We start from the raw sequence: 15720 nt of genomic DNA on the forward strand, positions 1-15720 counted from the left end.
GTGCTCGCCGGCGGCGCCGCCCGGCGGCTCGGCGGCGCCGACAAACCAGGCGTCCGGGTGGGCGGGCGCGCGCTGCTGGACCGCGTTCTCGGCGCTTGCGCCGATGCGCGCACGACCGTGGTTGTGGCCGATCCCCGACCCACCGCGCGGCCCGTGCGATGGGCGCGCGAGGAGCCGGCCGGCGCGGGCCCGCTCGCCGCGCTCGACGCCGGGCTGCGCCGCACCACGGCGGAGCACGTCGTCGTGCTCTCCGCCGACCTGCCGTTCCTCGAAGAGGCCTCGGTACGGCGGCTGCTGAGCGCCTTGCGCACGGGCGCCGCCGACGGCGTGCTGCTCACCGACGCCGACGGACGGGACCAGCCGCTCGTGGCGGCCTACCGCACGCACGCGCTGCGCCGCGAACTGGCTGCCCTCGCCGGCGCACACGGAGCCCTCACCGGGCTGCCGCTACGTCGGTTGACCGCCGCGCTCGACCTCACCCGCGTCCCGGACCCCGTCGCGTCGTTCGACTGCGACACCTGGGACGACATCGCCACCGCCAGAGCACGGATCAGGGAGCATGGGCACGTGTTGGATGAATGGATTTCCGCAGTCAAGGACGAGCTGGGCATCGACCTGGACGTCGACACCGGCGTCCTGCTCGACCTCGCCCGCGACGCCGCCCACGGCGTGGCTCGGCCCGCGGCACCCCTGACCACCTTCCTCGTCGGCTATGCGGCCGCACAGGGCAACGGCGGCCCCGAAGCGGTCGCCGAGGCCGCCCGCAAGGCCGCCGCCCTCGCCCTGCGCTGGGCGGAAGAGGACACCGCCGAGGCGGGGCCCGGCGCGGGCCCGGACGCCGGATGACCGCCCGCGGCGTCCAGGCCGGCGAGGACGCCGAGGACCTCGATGTCGAGGAGGTGCTCGCCCTCGTGAAGGAAGGCAACGGCAACGGCCCGGGAGGCGGCTATAGCGCCGGCCGTTCGCCGGGCCAGGGCGCTTCCGCGCGCGACGGTGCCACCGCACCCGGGACGTCCTCCCTCGAGGGCGTGCGCCCGGGCCGGGCGACGGCCGCACCCGGCCGTGGCTCCCCCCATCCCGCAGACCGCCACCAGGCCACCCCCTGGCCCGAGGCCCGTGACACCGCCGCCCGCACCGCCCGCCCCCATCGCCCGGGCGATACCTCCACCGGCGCCCGCCGAGCCCCCGTGTCGGTGCCCCTCGACGCCGCCCTGGGTCTGGTCCTGGCCGCCCCCCTCACCGCCCTCACCGACCTTCCCTCCTTCGACACCTCCGCGATGGACGGCTGGGCGGTCGCCGGCCCCGGCCCCTGGGACGTACGGGATGAGGGCGTCCTGGCCGGGCACGGGCAGCCCGAGCCGCTGACCGACGGGGAGGCGGTACGGATCGCGACCGGCGCCCGCATTCCGCAGGACACCACCGCGGTGCTGCGCAGCGAGCACGGCCGCACGGACGCCAAGGGCCGGCTGCACGCGACCCGCGAGGTGGGGCACGGGCAGGACATCCGCCCGCGCGGCCAGGAGTGCCGCACCGGCGACCAGTTGCTGCCCGTCGGCACCCTCGTCACCCCGGCCGTGCTCGGCCTCGCCGCGGCCGCCGGGTACGACACCCTCACCGCGGTCCCCCGCCCCCGCGTCGACGTCTTCGTACTGGGCGACGAGTTGCTCACCGAGGGCCTGCCGCACGACGGCCTGATCCGGGACGCGCTCGGCCCGATGCTGCCGCCGTGGCTGCGGGCGCTGGGCGCCGACGTCACCGCCGTACGACGGATCGGCGACGACGCGAAGGCCCTGCACAAGGCCGTCACCAAGTCCAAGGCCGACCTGATCGTCACCACCGGGGGAACCGCCGCCGGACCGGTCGACCACGTCCACCCCACCCTGCGCCGCATCGGCGCCGAGCTCCTGGTGAACGGCGTCAAGGTGCGCCCCGGCCACCCCATGCTCCTGGCCCGCACCAAGGAGAACCAGCACCTCGTCGGCCTGCCCGGCAACCCCCTCGCGGCCGTCTCCGGGCTACTCACGCTCGCCGAGCCGCTGCTGCGCACCCTGGCGGCGCGCCCTGCCCCGGAGCCGTACACGCTGCCGCTGAAGGAGGCGGTGCACGGGCATCCGTACGACACCCGGCTCGTCCCCGTCGTGCTGCGCGGTGACCACGCCGTCCCGTTGCACTACAACGGCCCGGCCATGCTGCGCGGTATTGCGGCGGCCGATGCCCTCGCCGTCGTACCACCGGGCGGTGCCCGGCCCGGTCAGGAAACCGAACTCCTCGATCTGCCCTGGGCCGCCGCCGGGATCGGGGTGTGTTTCACGTGAAACTTCCGGGCCATGACGCGATCGCCCGCCAGGCGGACGAACATCTCGTGACCCATCGGGTGGAACTCCCGAGAAAGATAGCGGAGCGCCCGATACGGCAGGTCGGCAAACGGCTGGTCATGGCCCTGCTGGTGCTGGTCGCGACCGTCCTGATCGTCTATGCCGACCACGACGGCTACCACGACAACTCGGACGGCTCGGTCGACCTGCTCGACGCTGCCTACTACGCGACCGTCACCCTCTCCACCACCGGATACGGCGACATCACGCCGGTCAGCGACGCGGCCCGGCTCACCAACATCTTCGTCATCACGCCATTGCGCGTACTGTTCCTGATCATCCTCGTCGGCGCCACGCTCGAAGTCCTCACCGAACGCACCCGTGAGGAATGGCGCCTCAACCGCTGGAGGTCCACCGTGCGCGACCACACCGTCGTCGTCGGCTTCGGGACGAAGGGGCGGTCGGCAATCCAGACCGTCTGTGCGACGGGGTTGAAGAAGGAGCAGGTCGTCGTGGTCGACCCCAGTGCGAAGGTGATCGAGGCGGCGACGGCGGACGGGTACGCGGGCGTCATCGGGGACGCGACGCGCAGTGAGGTGCTGAAGCGCGCGGAGGTGCAGCGGGCGCGGCAGATCATCATCGCCACGCAGCGGGACGACACCGCCGTGCTCGTGACGCTCACGGCCCGGCAGCTCAACCGCAGCGCGAAGATCGTGGCTGCGGTACGCGAGGAGGAGAACGCGCCGCTGCTGAGGCAGTCCGGCGCCGACGCCGTGATCACCAGCGCCAGCGCGGCCGGCCGCCTCCTGGGCCTGTCCGTGCTCAGCCCTGCCGCCGGCATGGTCATGGAGGACTTCATCCAGCAGGGGAGCGGGTTGGACATCGTCGAACGGCCCGTCATAAAGGCCGAGGTGGGCAAGAGCCCACGCGAGACGGACGACCTGGTGGTGAGCGTCGTACGCGGGCACCGGGTCCTCGGCTACGACGATCCGTCCATCGGAACCCTGCAGTTGACGGACCGTCTGATCACGATCGTACGGGCGACGCCGGGTGCCAAGGTCACCCCGGACTCCCGGCCGCTGCCCCAGAATTGAGCCACCGCCCACATCGCCCAGATCCACGAGACACTCATCCGTGGTCGCACGGGATTCGTCGAGGTGCCCGCCGCCGGGGTGGCCGTCGTGGTGAGGAGTAGCGTCGGCCCCATGCATGCGATCACGATTCCTGAGGCTGGTGGGCCCGAGGCGTTGGTGTGGGACGAGGTGCCGGATCCGGTGCCCGGAGAGGGCGAGGTGCTGGTCGACGTGGTGGCCAGTGCCGTCAACCGGGCCGACATTCTGCAGCGGCAGGGGCTCTACAACCCGCCACCCGGTGCCTCCCCGTACCCCGGTCTGGAATGCTCCGGGCGGATCGCCGCGGTCGGGCCCGGCGTGTCCGGCTGGGCCGTCGGCGACGAAGTGTGCGCGCTGCTCGCGGGTGGCGGCTACGCCGAGAAGGTCGCCGTTCCGGCCGGTCAGCTGCTGCCCGTGCCCGAGGGCGTCGACCTCAAGCAGGCCGCGGCGCTGCCCGAGGTGACCTGCACCGTCTGGTCCAACGTCTTCATGGTTGCCCACCTCCGGCCCGGCGAGACGCTGCTCGTGCACGGCGGCTCCAGCGGCATCGGCACGATGGCGATCCAGCTCGCCAAGGCCGTCGGCGCGAAGGTCGCCGTCACCGCGGGCACCAAGGAGAAGCTCGACCACTGCGCCGAACTGGGCGCCGACGTCCTGATCAACTACCGCGAGCAGGACTTCGTAGCCGAGGTGAAGCAGGCCACCGACGGGGCCGGCGCCGACGTCATCCTCGACAACATGGGTGCCAAGTACCTCGACCGCAACGTCCAGACCCTCGCCGTCAACGGCCGGCTCGCGATCATCGGCCTCCAGGGCGGCGCCAAGGGCGAGCTGAACATCGGCGCGCTGCTCAACAAGCGAGCCGCCATCAGTGCCACCTCGCTGCGCGCCCGTCCGCTCGGCGAGAAGGCGGCCATCGTCGCGGCCGTACGCGAGCACGTCTGGCCGTTGCTCGCCGCCGGTCACGTACGGCCGGTCGTCGACCGCGAACTGCCGATGAACGACGCCGCGGCCGCCCACCGGATCGTGGAGGAGAGCGGCCACATCGGCAAGGTGCTCCTGGTGGTGCCCTGAACCCCGGGGTCGGCGAAGGGCGCTAACTCCGGCGCACCCTGAGCGCCACGAACGCGAGTCCCAGGCCGAGGCCGATCAGGACCAGTCCGCTGCCGAGCGGCAGGATCCGCAGCACAGGCTCGGCGGAGCGCTCGGTCTGCGCGATGGGCTGGGACGTGGGGCGGTTCGGGGATGCGGACGGCACCACACCGGCCTCGTCGGGCGACTGCGAGGCGGACGTTGCCTTCGGGGTGCCGGTCACGCCCCCGCCGTCCTCGCCGGCCTCGCTCTCCTCGCCCTCCTCCTCCGGCTCCGCCGTGTCGTCGCCCTCCACCTCCTTCGCCGGCTCCCCCGACCGCCCCGGCCGCTGCCTCCCCTCACCCGCCCGGCTCCCGGCCCGCGACGGTTCGGGGGAACGCGAGGGGGAAGAGCCACCGGCGGACGGGGACGCGGAGGAGGAGGGTGCGGAGGAGGAGGACGCGGGCGCCGAGGATGCGGAGGAGGAGGACGCGGGCGCCGAGGGTGCGGCTGCGACGCCGTACGACAAGGCGGAGCCGCAGGGCAGGACGACCGCTCCCAGCACGATCAGCGGTCCCGTCGCCCGCAGTGCGGCGCGCAGCCATGTAGTCAAATCGGGACCCCCTCACGGTGCCCGGTCAGCAGATCAGTGGAATAACACTCACATCATTGGCGCAATCCGGCATTCCGGGTTCGGCCAGCGGGTCGACCCCACTGCACAATCCGGCTATGTCGATACGTCACGGGTTGCTGGCGCTCCTGGAGGACGGCCCCCGCTACGGCTCACGGCTGCGCACCGAGTTCGAGGCGCGCACGGGGGCGGCCTGGCCGCTGAACATCAGCCAGGTCTACTCCACGCTCGGCCGCCTGGCACGGGACGGCATGGTGGTCCAGGCGGGCGTGGACGAGGCCGGCCGTGTGCTGTACGCGCTGACCGAGGCGGGCCGCGGTGAGCTGCTCGCCTGGTACGCGCGGCCCGTGGAGCGCGCGAGCCCGCCGCGTGACGAGCTGGCCATCAAGCTGGTGCTGGCGGTGGGGGCGCCCGGGGTCGACGAACGCGAGGTCGTCGCGGCGCAGCGCCGGCACGTGTCCAAGGCGCTGCACGCCTACGTGCGGCAGCGGGCCGAGGTGCTGGCCCGCTCGCCCGGGCGCCCGGAGGAGATGGCCCGGCTGCTGGTCCTGGAGCGGCTCATCTGCCATGCGGAGGCCGAGGCCCGCTGGCTTGATCACTGCGAGGCCCGCCTGCTGCGCCTGCACCGCCCGGACGGCGCGGACGCGGAGGACTGACCCGCGCCCTCTGAAGGCCCCGCGCCCCAGCACATGCCTGACGGAATCCGCCTGCGCCCACGAAACTTGCCCCGCGTCCCCGGAAACTTGCCCCGCGTCCCCGGAAACCTGCCCCGCGTCCCTGGAAACCGCCCGCGTCCCTGGGAAAACCACCCCGCGTCCCTGGAAAACCACCCCCTCGCACACGTTGGATCACCTTCCGCAGGGGGCACTACGGAGGTGAGATGTACGGGTGCGAGAGAATGGCGGCATGGAGATGCCGAGGAACGAAAGGTCGCCGGAGAATCCGCAGATCCTGGTCGTGGGCCAGGACGGCATGGCGCTCGGCGGCGGTGGGGACGACGACTCCCGCGAGACCCCGGTGACGGAGCAGGTGGAGCAGCCCGCCAAGGTCATGCGGATCGGCAGCATGATCAAGCAGCTCCTCGAAGAGGTGCGCGCGGCTCCTCTGGACGAGGCCAGTCGGGTCCGGCTCAAGGAGATCCACGCCAGCTCGGTGAAGGAGCTCGAGGACGGCCTGGCGCCGGAGCTCGTCGAGGAGCTGGAGCGGCTCTCCCTGCCGTTCACGGACGACGCGACCCCCAGCGACGCCGAACTGCGCATCGCGCAGGCGCAGTTGGTGGGCTGGCTGGAGGGCCTCTTCCACGGGATCCAGACGACCCTGTTCGCTCAGCAGATGGCTGCGCGGGCCCAGCTGGAGCAGATGCGCCGCGCCCTTCCGCCGGGCATCGGCCACGACGGGAGCGACGACCACCGCGCGGGCGGCCGCGCGGGCGGGCCGTACCTGTAGCCCGTACCCCTCAGTGCGCCCTCGTCGGCGCATACACGACAAGGGCCCGGCAGTCGGACTGCCGGGCCCTCACCTCTGACCGGGGTGGATCGGTCAGGACGACGGCGGGTTGCCCGTCGAGACGTCGAGCTGGATCTCGGGCATGTTCTTCGGATCGACGTCCGTGTCGGCGGCGGGGAACTGGTTCATGACCGTGCCCTCGCCGTACGTGTTCTCGTCGACCGGGACGATCTTCACCTGCCAGCCCGCGGCCTGGAGGCACTCCTTCACCGACTTGATGTACTTGAACTGGAAGTCCGGCACGCGGATCTTGTTCGGGTCGTTGTACGACTCGTTCGGCTCCGTGCACTCGCTTTTGTCGATCGTCTTGGACGGGTCCGGCCCGCGGTGCCCCGCGACCGCCGACGTGGACGCGCTGGCGCTGCTGCCCCCGCCCTTGGCGTTGTTGTCGCTGCCGTTGTTGTTCAGGGCCAGGGCCGCGACCAGGCCGACGACCGCGATGACGGCGACGGCGATCGACCCGATGATCACCGGCCGGTTGCGCCTGCCGCCGGTTCCCGGGCCGCCGATCGGGGTCGTGGCCTGCGAGGAGATGTATGGCGGCGGGGTCGACGCCTGCTGCGGCGTGTACGCCGACGGGGTGGGCGTGTGGTAGCCGGCCTGCTGCGGGTAGCCGTATGCCGCAGACGGCGCGGAGGCGGCCGGCGGAGCCGGGGTGCCGTACGGGTTCGGGGTCGGCTGGTACGGCGTCTGGACGTTGCCCGAGGGCGCCGGGGCCGCGTCGACCGGCGGGAACACCGCGGAGCCGACGCCCGCGCCGCTCGGCGTGTGGGCGCCGGGGACGATGCTCGGCGGGGCCGCCTGGAAGGAGGCCGCCACGCGCAGGCACTCGTCGCGCATGGACTCGGCGTTCGGGAAGCGCTCGTTCGGGTTCTTCTTCAGCGCGCGGGCGACCAGCGCGTCCACGGCCGGGGGCAGGGAGCGGTTGATCGAGGAGGGCGCGACCGGGTCCTCCTGTACGTGCGCGTACGCGATGGCCAGCGGGGAGTCCGCGTCGAACGGCAGCCGCCCGGTGACCAGCTGGAACAGCATGATGCCGACCGAGTACAGATCCGAGCGCGCGTCCACGCCCCGGCCGAGGGCCTGCTCCGGCGACAGGTACTGCGGGGTGCCGACGACCATGCCGGTCTGGGTCATCGAGGTGACGCCGGACTGCATGGCGCGGGCGATGCCGAAGTCCATGACCTTGACGACGCCGCGCTTGGTCATCATCACGTTGCCCGGCTTGATGTCCCGGTGGACCAGGCCCATCTCGTGGCTGATCTCCAGCGCGGCGAGCACGTCGGCGGTGATCTTCAGGGCCTTGTCGACGGGCATCGCGCCGTACTGCCGGATGTCCTCCTCGAGCACGGAGCCCAGCGGCCGGCCCTCGATGTACTCCATGACGATGTACGGCGTCGTCATGCCGTCGAGGTCGTCCTCGCCGGTGTCGAAGACCGAGACGATGTTGGTGTGCGTGAGCTTCGCCACTGCCTGGGCCTCGCGGCGGAAGCGCTCGCGGAAGGCCTGCTCCCGGCCCAGTTCGGTGTGGAGGGTCTTGATCGCGACCTGGCGGTCGAGTACGGAGTCGTAGGCGAGGTGCACCGAGGCCATGCCGCCCTCGCCGAGCAAGTCGCGCAGCTGGTAGCGGCCGCCGGCCAGCGCCCGCCCCGCGAACCGGCCCTGTGCGCCGTCCTGGCTCATGTTCTGCGTCCCCCATAGGCGCGGCAGCGGCTGCTGTGCTCCCGCGATCGACTGTCCGTTGACCGGATCCCGGTGATCGAATGTGCTATTCCCGGCCAAGTCTGCCCCAGGGCACTGACACGTCAAGCTCGGTGCCCGTTCCGTGACCGTACGCGAAAGAAGCGTCGCGGAAGCGTTACAGCTGGCGTACGGCCGGTACACAGAATTTGCACGACGGTACCCGTAGGAGGTTTGATGGCCGGTCCGTCTCGGGCCGGTCCTCGTACGCATCCTGGACCGGCGGCTTGCGCGGAGCCTGTAGCGTGGCCGACGGAGACCGTAACAACACCGCGCGCACCGCGGGCAGAAACGACGGCGAGGACTGATGGCACAGACGCAGCGCGCCCAGGGCCCGTCCGACCCCGAGGCGACTGACGGCGGCATGTCAGACGCGCCGGAGATGTGGGGCAACGGCGGGCTTGTCGGCGACGGCCGGTACCGGCTGACCCGCAGACTCGGCCGGGGCGGCATGGCTGAGGTGTTCGCGGCCGAGGACGTACGCCTGGGACGCACCGTCGCGGTCAAGCTGCTGCGCGCCGACCTGGCCGAGGATCCGGTCTCCAAGGCCCGCTTCACGCGTGAGGCCCAGTCCGTGGCCGGCCTCAACCATCACGCGATCGTCGCCGTGTACGACTCCGGCGAGGACCAGGTGGGCGGCCAGTCCGTGCCGTACATCGTCATGGAGCTGGTCGAGGGCCGCACCATCCGTGACCTGCTGCTCAACGCCGAGGCGCCCGGCCCGGAGCAGGCCCTGATCATCGTCTCCGGTGTCCTGGAGGCGCTGGCCTACTCGCACCAGCACGGCATCGTGCACCGCGACATCAAGCCGGCCAACGTCATCATCACCAACAACGGCGCCGTCAAGGTGATGGACTTCGGCATCGCCCGCGCCCTGCACGGGGCGTCGACGACGATGACGCAGACCGGCATGGTCATGGGCACCCCGCAGTACCTCTCCCCGGAGCAGGCCCTCGGCAAGGCCGTCGACCACCGCTCCGACCTGTACGCGACGGGCTGCCTGCTGTACGAACTCCTCGCGCTGCGGCCCCCGTTCACGGGTGAGACCCCGCTGTCTGTGGTCTACCAGCACGTCCAGGACATGCCGGTGCCGCCGTCCCAGATCTCGGACGGGGTGTGCCCGCCGGAACTCGACGGCCTCGTCATGCGGTCGCTCGCCAAGGAGCCCGACGACCGTTTCCAGACGGCCGAGGAGATGCGCGGGCTGATCCAGTACGCGCTGCAGATGCTCTACGACCAGGGCGGCCACACCGGCACCTGGAACACCGGCCCGGTGGAGATGCACGACGGCCGGCACACCCCGGCGGCGGGCCTGGCCGGCACGGCCGTGCTGCCGTACCCCGGCGATGCCGGCTCCGGCACCACGCAGATCCCGCAGCCGATCCTGCCCGCCGGGTACGGCAGCGGCGATGACGGCGGCTTCGAGGGGCACGGCAACAAGGGCAGCGGCCGCGGGAAGCTGTGGGTTCTCGCCGTGCTCGCGGTGATCGCCATCGCGGCGGGCGTGGCGCTGGCGCTGCACAACACCGGCGGCAACGGCAGCGGCAGCGGTGGCGACACCACCAAGTCGCCCACGAGCACGCAGTCGACGCAGGACCAGCAGTCCAGCTCGACCCCGAGCGACTCGGCGTCGAGTCAGCCGTCGGACACGGCGACGGACAGCGGCAGCGGTTCCGGCGGTACCGGCTCGAACTACACGCCGTCGTACACGCCCTCGTACACGCCGTCCCAGTCGGCCCCGGACGAGCCGTCCAACCAGCCGTCGAATCCGCCGACTTCCAACGCACCGTCGAACCCGCCGACGCCGTCGACGCCCACGGACACGGGCGGCCCGACCGACGGGACGAGCGGTGACGGCGGCAACAGCAGCGGTACGTCCCAGGGCGTGGGGAGCCCCGGGGGCATCGGCTGATCATCCTTCACGCGCGCGTGGACCGTAACCGGGTTCCACGCGCGCGTGTCGTAATCGGTCCTATCAGGGCCTATCTGGTCCTATCTGGTCCCTCTCGGGGCCCTTTCCCGGGATCACTCGGCGAACGCCCCGCACACCGCGTCGTACTCCTGTGTCCACCACACCGCGAGTGCCGACGCGGCCGGGAACTGCGGGTCGGCGCGGGTGTCGCCGCGTTCGTAGTGCCAGCGCAGCATCCAGAAGTCGTTCAGGCGCTCCCACCACACGCGGTGCACGGCCGCCGCGAGCTCCGAGGGCGTGGCGCCGGCCGCGCGCCGGTAGGCGCGCCCGTACGCCCTCACCTTCGGCAGGTCGAGGGTGCCGGCCGGCCGGACGAAGAAGATCGCGGCGGCCCGTACGGCCTCCTCCGCGCGGGGCTGCACGCCGAGCCGGTCCCAGTCGACGATCGCGGCGGGCGCGTCCCCCTGGTAGAGCAGGTTGAAGGGGTGGAAGTCCCCGTGTACCCAGCCCACCGGGCCGCCGCGCGGGGGGCGCCGGTCCGCGTGCTGCTCCAGGAGCGCGCGCCGCTCCAGGAGCCGGTGCCGGGCCAGCTCGTCGAAGGCGTCCGCCGGGCGGTGGCGCCGGACGTGAGCGAGCAGGTCGTCGATGAGGGCGAAGGTGTCGGCGGGGTCGGCGCTCTCCACGGGGTGGGGGCTCGTGGCGGGGCGGGTGCGGCCCTTCGGCGGCATCACGCGCTCCAGGCAGGCGTGCACCGCCCCCAGGAGCGTCCCGAGGCGCGCGCACTGCCCCGTGGTGAGCTGGCCGCCGTGGCGGTGCCGGCCGTCGATCCAGGGGTGCAGGGCGTACGCGTGGCCGCCGATGACGGCGACCGTGCGCCCGTCTCGCCCGGCGAGCGGCGGCGCCACGGGGACGCCCAGGTCGGCCAGGCGCTGGGTGGCCCGGTGCTGCCGGGCGATCGCCGCGGGGTCGGCGGTGTCGGGGTCGAAGTGGTGCTTGAGGAAGTAGCGGCCGCGGGTCGTCCACAGCCGGTAGCCGCGGTTGAGCAGGCCCTGGTGGACGGGCTCGCAGGTGAGGGCGGAACCGGCGGCGTACTGGCGCAGCAAGGCGCTCAGAGGGGGCGCATGGGGCACTAGGGGTGGTACACATGGGCGCGGCACGCGCCAGATGCTAAGGCACCGGACGGAGCCGTGAGCTGCGGGTTGTCGCAGACGGTCACTTTCGGTCACGGTAAGTGCTCGAAATGTCGGGCGATCTTCATCCTCACCCGGGGGCACCGGATGGACGTCGTCCGCCCCCGCTGAACCCTTCCCGTCTCCCGGGTGGCCGGGATAACGTGCCGGTGTCCCGGCCCCCTTGCAAGGCTGTGACCAGCGGCTGCCCCGAATGCCCTGTCAGGTAGTTGGATTTCCAAGCAAAAATACTTGGAATTCCAAGGAAAAACGCAGGTCAGAAGGGGTTTCACAGAAATGTGGAGCAGTGGGTAACGTGACTGTTGCAGGGCGCTCGCCGGGGCACCTGTCACGCCTGTTCCCGGCCGAGTGGCACCCACCCCGTGCCCGGTGGTCGGACCAGGTGAGCCTCCCCCAGGCTCTCAACGAGCAGGGGGGACCCCAGGCCTACCGGCAACCCCGGGGGCCGGACCGACGGAGGAGCACACGTGACCGTGGAGAGCACTGCCGCGCGCACACCGCGACGCAGCGCCGGAAGCAAGGCCGGAACGACCGGTACGAAAGCGGCCGGCACCACCGGCACCAAGCGCACCACCCGCACGACCGCCAAGAAGGGCACCCGCGCCGCGGACCCCGAGCTCGTGCAGCTGCTGACGCCCGAAGGACAGCGCGTCAAGAACGCCGAGTACGACAAGTACGTCGCCGGCATCACCCCCGAAGAGCTCCGCGGCCTGTACCGCGACATGGTGCTCACCCGCCGCTTCGACGCCGAGGCCACCGCACTGCAGCGCCAGGGCGAGCTGGGCCTGTGGGCCTCGCTGCTCGGCCAGGAGGCCGCCCAGATCGGCTCCGGCCGGGCCCTGAACGACGACGACTACGTCTTCCCGACCTACCGCGAGCACGGCGTCGCCTGGTGCCGCGGCGTCGACCCGACCAACCTCCTCGGCATGTTCCGCGGCGTGAACAACGGCGGCTGGGACCCGGGCAGCAACAACTTCCACCTCTACACGATCGTCATCGGCTCCCAGACGCTGCACGCCACGGGTTACGCGATGGGCGTGGCCAAGGACGGCGCTGACTCGGCGGTCATCGCGTACTTCGGCGACGGCGCCTCCAGCCAGGGCGACGTGGCGGAATCGTTCACCTTCTCCGCGGTCTACAACGCTCCGGTGGTGTTCTTCTGCCAGAACAACCAGTGGGCGATCTCCGAGCCGACCGAGAAGCAGACCCGCGTCCCGCTCTACCAGCGCGCCCAGGGCTTCGGCTTCCCCGGCGTCCGCGTCGACGGCAACGACGTGCTGGCCTGCCTGGCGGTCACCAAGTGGGCGCTGGAGCGCGCCCGCAGCGGCGAGGGCCCCACCCTGGTCGAGGCGTACACGTACCGCATGGGCGCCCACACCACCTCCGACGACCCCACCCGCTACCGCCACGACGACGAGCGGGCCGCCTGGGAGGCGAAGGACCCGATCCTGCGCCTTCGCCGTTACCTGGAGGCCTCAAACCACGCGGACGAGGGATTTTTCGCGGAACTCGAGGCCGAGAGCGAGGCGTTGGGCAAACGAGTGCGCGAAGCGGTCCGAGCCATGCCGGACCCGGACCACTTCGCCATCTTCGAGAACGTGTACGCGGACGGGCACGCGCTCGTCGACGAGGAGCGCGCCCAGTTCGCCGCCTACCAGGCGTCGTTCGCGGACGCAGAGGGGGTCTGAGCATGGCAGCGGAGAAGATGGCCCTGGCCAAGGCGATCAACGAGTCGCTGCGCCGCGCCCTGGAGTCCGACCCCAAGGTCCTCATCATGGGCGAGGACGTCGGCAAGCTCGGCGGCGTGTTCCGCGTGACGGACGGCCTGCAGAAGGACTTCGGCGAGAGCCGCGTCATCGACACCCCGCTCGCCGAGTCGGGCATCGTCGGTACGGCGATCGGTCTGGCGCTGCGGGGCTACCGCCCGGTGGTGGAGATCCAGTTCGACGGCTTCGTCTTCCCGGCGTACGACCAGATCGTCACGCAGCTCGCGAAGATGCACGCGCGCTCCCTGGGCAAGGTCAAGCTCCCGGTCGTCGTCCGCATCCCCTACGGCGGCGGCATCGGCGCGGTGGAACACCACTCGGAGTCCCCCGAGGCGCTGTTCGCGCACGTGGCGGGCCTGAAGATCGTCTCGCCTTCGAACGCGTCGGACGCGTACTGGATGATGCAGCAGGCCATCCAGAGCAACGATCCGGTGATCTACTTCGAGCCCAAGCGGCGTTACTGGGACAAGGCCGAGGTCAACACGGAGGCGATCCCGGACCCGCTGCACACGGCACGCGTCGTCCGCGAGGGCACCGACCTCACCCTTGCCGCCTACGGCCCGATGGTGAAGCTCTGCCAGGAGGTCGCCGACGCGGCCGCCGAGGAGGGGAAGTCGCTGGAGGTCCTGGACCTGCGCTCGGTCTCCCCGCTCGACTTCGACTCCATCCAGGCCTCGGTGGAGAAGACTCGCCGCCTGGTGGTGGTGCATGAGGCGCCGGTGTTCTTCGGCTCCGGCGCGGAGATCGCCGCCCGGATCACCGAGCGCTGCTTCTACCACCTGGAGGCCCCGGTGCTGCGGGTCGGCGGCTACCACGCGCCGTATCCGCCGGCGCGCCTGGAGGAGGAGTACCTGCCGGACCTGGACCGCGTGCTCGACGCCGTCGACCGCTCGCTGGCGTACTGAGGAGAGGGCAGTGACGACGATGACGGAAGCGTCCGTGCGTGAGTTCAAGATGCCGGACGTGGGCGAGGGACTCACCGAGGCGGAGATCCTCAAGTGGTACGTCCAGCCGGGTGACACGGTCACCGACGGCCAGGTGGTGTGCGAGGTCGAGACGGCCAAGGCGGCCGTCGAACTCCCCATCCCCTACGACGGCGTGGTCCGCGAGCTGCACTTCCCCGAGGGCACCACGGTGGACGTGGGCACGCCCATCATCGCGGTGGACGTGACGGGCGGGGAGGCCGCGGAGGTGCCCGCCCAGACTCCGGCCCAGGCCCCGGTTCAGGAGACGGCCGAGGAGCCGAAGGCGGAGGGCCGCCAGCCGGTCCTCGTCGGCTACGGCGTTTCGACGTCCTCGACGAAGCGGCGCCCGCGCAAGGGCCCCGAGGTGTCGGTCTCGGAGGCGTCGGCGGCGCTCCAGTCGGAGCTGAACGGCCACGGCACGGCCGCCGCGGCCGCGGTCGTAGCGCCCGCGGCCGTCGCGCCCGCCATGCCCCGCCCGCTGGCCAAGCCGCCGGTCCGCAAGCTCGCCAAGGACCTGGGCGTCGACCTGTCGACGGTGGTCCCCTCGGGCCCGGACGGCATCATCACGCGCGAGGACGTGCACGCGGCGGTGGCCCCGCCGAAGGCCCCCGAGCCTGCGCTCGAGGCACCGGTTGCCGCTGCCGCCCCCGCTGCCCCGGCGCCGACGGTGACGTACGACGGCACGCGCGAGACCCGCATCCCGGTCAAGGGCGTCCGCAAGGCGACGGCGACGGCGATGGTCGGCTCGGCGTTCACGGCACCGCACGTCACGGAGTTCGTGACGGTGGACGTGACGCGGACGATGAAGCTGGTCGAGGAGCTCAAGCAGGACAAGGAGATGCAGGGCCTGCGGGTGAACCCGCTCCTGCTGATCGCGAAGGCCCTGCTGGTGGCGATCCGGCGCAACCCGGACATCAACGCGTCCTGGGACGAAGCGAACCAGGAGATCGTCCAGAAGCACTACGTCAACCTGGGCATCGCGGCGGCGACCCCGCGCGGCCTGATCGTCCCCAACATCAAGGACGCCCACACCAAGACCCTGCCGGAACTGGCCCAGGCGCTTGGCGAGTTGGTGTCCACGGCTCGCGAGGGCAAGACGTCCCCGGCAGCGATGCAGGGCGGCACGGTGACGATCACGAACGTCGGTGTCTTCGGCGTCGACACCGGCACGCCCCTCCTCAACCCCGGCGAGTCCGCGATCCTCGCCGTCGGCGCGATCAAGCTCCAGCCGTGGGTCCACAAGGGCAAGGTGAAGCCGAGGCAGGTCACGACGCTGGCGCTGAGCTTCGACCACCGCCTCGTCGACGGCGAGCTGGGCTCGAAGGTCCTGGCGGACGTGGCGGCGATCCTGGAACAGCCGAAGCGGTTGATCACCTGGGCGTGAGCCGAGGGGAGCCGCGCACCTCACCTGTGTGCGCGGCTCAGTCCTCCCTACCTTGTTGATCGGGATGAGCGAGCCATTCGTAGGGTTGGCTCACCCAGGGGGTCCGGGTGTGGCTTTCAGTCCTCTGC

Annotated in this window: 13 protein-coding genes; 10 read left to right on the forward strand and 3 right to left on the reverse strand. The window is 71.7% G+C overall.

All coding sequences use genetic code 11. From position 1 onward, the window contains the following. From ABZV31_RS25445 to ABZV31_RS25460, 4 genes are all read left to right on the forward strand, one after another. A complete protein-coding gene (locus tag ABZV31_RS25445) occupies positions 1-846 on the forward strand; it encodes an NTP transferase domain-containing protein (RefSeq protein WP_355898061.1) in 846 nt (281 codons plus the stop codon). Next, on the forward strand, positions 843-2315 hold the full coding sequence (locus ABZV31_RS25450; RefSeq protein ID WP_355898012.1) for a molybdopterin molybdotransferase MoeA: 1473 nt from the start codon (positions 843-845) through the stop codon (positions 2313-2315). Before ABZV31_RS25445 ends, ABZV31_RS25450 begins: the two co-directional genes overlap by 4 nt. Further along, a complete protein-coding gene (locus ABZV31_RS25455) occupies positions 2312-3409 on the forward strand; it encodes a potassium channel family protein (protein WP_355898014.1) in 1098 nt (365 codons plus the stop codon). Before ABZV31_RS25450 ends, ABZV31_RS25455 begins: the two co-directional genes overlap by 4 nt. A gap of 111 nt (positions 3410-3520) precedes the next feature. Then, entirely contained in the window at positions 3521-4501 is a 981-nt protein-coding gene (locus tag ABZV31_RS25460; RefSeq protein WP_355898017.1) for an NAD(P)H-quinone oxidoreductase, read from the forward strand. 22 nt (positions 4502-4523) lie between these two features. On the opposite strand, the gene ABZV31_RS25465 is transcribed toward ABZV31_RS25460, so the two are convergent. Continuing rightward, positions 4524-5111: a hypothetical protein gene (locus tag ABZV31_RS25465; RefSeq protein ID WP_355898019.1), complete on the reverse strand. Its 588-nt coding sequence runs from the start codon at positions 5109-5111 to the stop codon at positions 4524-4526. 116 nt (positions 5112-5227) lie between these two features. On the opposite strand from ABZV31_RS25465, the gene ABZV31_RS25470 reads away from it, so the two are divergent. Beyond that, a complete protein-coding gene (locus ABZV31_RS25470; protein WP_355898022.1) occupies positions 5228-5785 on the forward strand; it encodes a helix-turn-helix transcriptional regulator in 558 nt (185 codons plus the stop codon). Positions 5786-6035: 250 nt separating this feature from the next. After that, positions 6036-6575 carry a bacterial proteasome activator family protein gene (locus ABZV31_RS25475; RefSeq protein ID WP_355898024.1) on the forward strand — a complete coding sequence of 180 codons (540 nt, stop codon included), beginning with the start codon at positions 6036-6038 and terminating at the stop codon, positions 6573-6575. Between the two features lie 93 nt (positions 6576-6668). Here ABZV31_RS25475 and ABZV31_RS25480 read toward each other — a convergent pair whose 3' ends face one another. Beyond that, a complete protein-coding gene (locus ABZV31_RS25480; RefSeq protein WP_355898027.1) occupies positions 6669-8318 on the reverse strand; it encodes a protein kinase in 1650 nt (549 codons plus the stop codon). Between the two features lie 364 nt (positions 8319-8682). Here ABZV31_RS25480 and ABZV31_RS25485 point away from each other — a divergent pair, with 364 nt between their 5' ends. After that, positions 8683-10287, forward strand: coding sequence for a protein kinase (locus ABZV31_RS25485; protein ID WP_355898029.1), 1605 nt, complete (start codon positions 8683-8685; stop codon positions 10285-10287). A gap of 113 nt (positions 10288-10400) precedes the next feature. Here the strand turns inward: ABZV31_RS25485 and ABZV31_RS25490 are convergent, their stop codons facing one another. Further along, on the reverse strand, positions 10401-11417 hold the full coding sequence (locus ABZV31_RS25490) for a phosphotransferase (protein ID WP_355898032.1): 1017 nt from the start codon (positions 11415-11417) through the stop codon (positions 10401-10403). A gap of 527 nt (positions 11418-11944) precedes the next feature. On the opposite strand from ABZV31_RS25490, the gene pdhA reads away from it, so the two are divergent. The 3 genes from pdhA to ABZV31_RS25505 are packed head-to-tail and all read left to right on the forward strand — an operon-like array spanning position 11945 to position 15592. Beyond that, entirely contained in the window at positions 11945-13165 is a 1221-nt protein-coding gene (gene pdhA, locus ABZV31_RS25495) for a pyruvate dehydrogenase (acetyl-transferring) E1 component subunit alpha (RefSeq protein ID WP_355898035.1), read from the forward strand. A gap of 2 nt (positions 13166-13167) precedes the next feature. Continuing rightward, positions 13168-14148, forward strand: coding sequence for an alpha-ketoacid dehydrogenase subunit beta (locus ABZV31_RS25500; protein ID WP_355898038.1), 981 nt, complete (start codon positions 13168-13170; stop codon positions 14146-14148). Positions 14149-14158: 10 nt separating this feature from the next. Then, on the forward strand, positions 14159-15592 hold the full coding sequence (locus ABZV31_RS25505) for a dihydrolipoamide acetyltransferase family protein (RefSeq protein WP_355898041.1): 1434 nt from the start codon (positions 14159-14161) through the stop codon (positions 15590-15592). Positions 15593-15720 lie beyond the last annotated feature (128 nt).

Source organism: Streptomyces sp. NPDC005202, from assembly GCF_040608235.1.
Lineage (GTDB): Bacteria > Actinomycetota > Actinomycetes > Streptomycetales > Streptomycetaceae > Streptomyces.

What these genes read in the sequence shown, in the direction of transcription:
- ABZV31_RS25450 (WP_355898012.1), top strand. Translation starts at nt 843, where the DNA reads ATGACCGCCCGCGGCGTCCAGGCCGGCGAGGACGCCGAGGACCTCGAT.
- ABZV31_RS25460 (WP_355898017.1), top strand. Translation starts at nt 3,521, where the DNA reads ATGCATGCGATCACGATTCCTGAGGCTGGTGGGCCCGAGGCGTTGGTG.
- ABZV31_RS25470 (WP_355898022.1), top strand. Translation starts at nt 5,228, where the DNA reads ATGTCGATACGTCACGGGTTGCTGGCGCTCCTGGAGGACGGCCCCCGC.
- ABZV31_RS25475 (WP_355898024.1), top strand. Translation starts at nt 6,036, where the DNA reads ATGGAGATGCCGAGGAACGAAAGGTCGCCGGAGAATCCGCAGATCCTG.
- ABZV31_RS25480 (WP_355898027.1), bottom strand. Translation starts at nt 8,318, where the DNA reads ATGAGCCAGGACGGCGCACAGGGCCGGTTCGCGGGGCGGGCGCTGGCC.
- ABZV31_RS25485 (WP_355898029.1), top strand. Translation starts at nt 8,683, where the DNA reads ATGGCACAGACGCAGCGCGCCCAGGGCCCGTCCGACCCCGAGGCGACT.
- ABZV31_RS25500 (WP_355898038.1), top strand. Translation starts at nt 13,168, where the DNA reads ATGGCAGCGGAGAAGATGGCCCTGGCCAAGGCGATCAACGAGTCGCTG.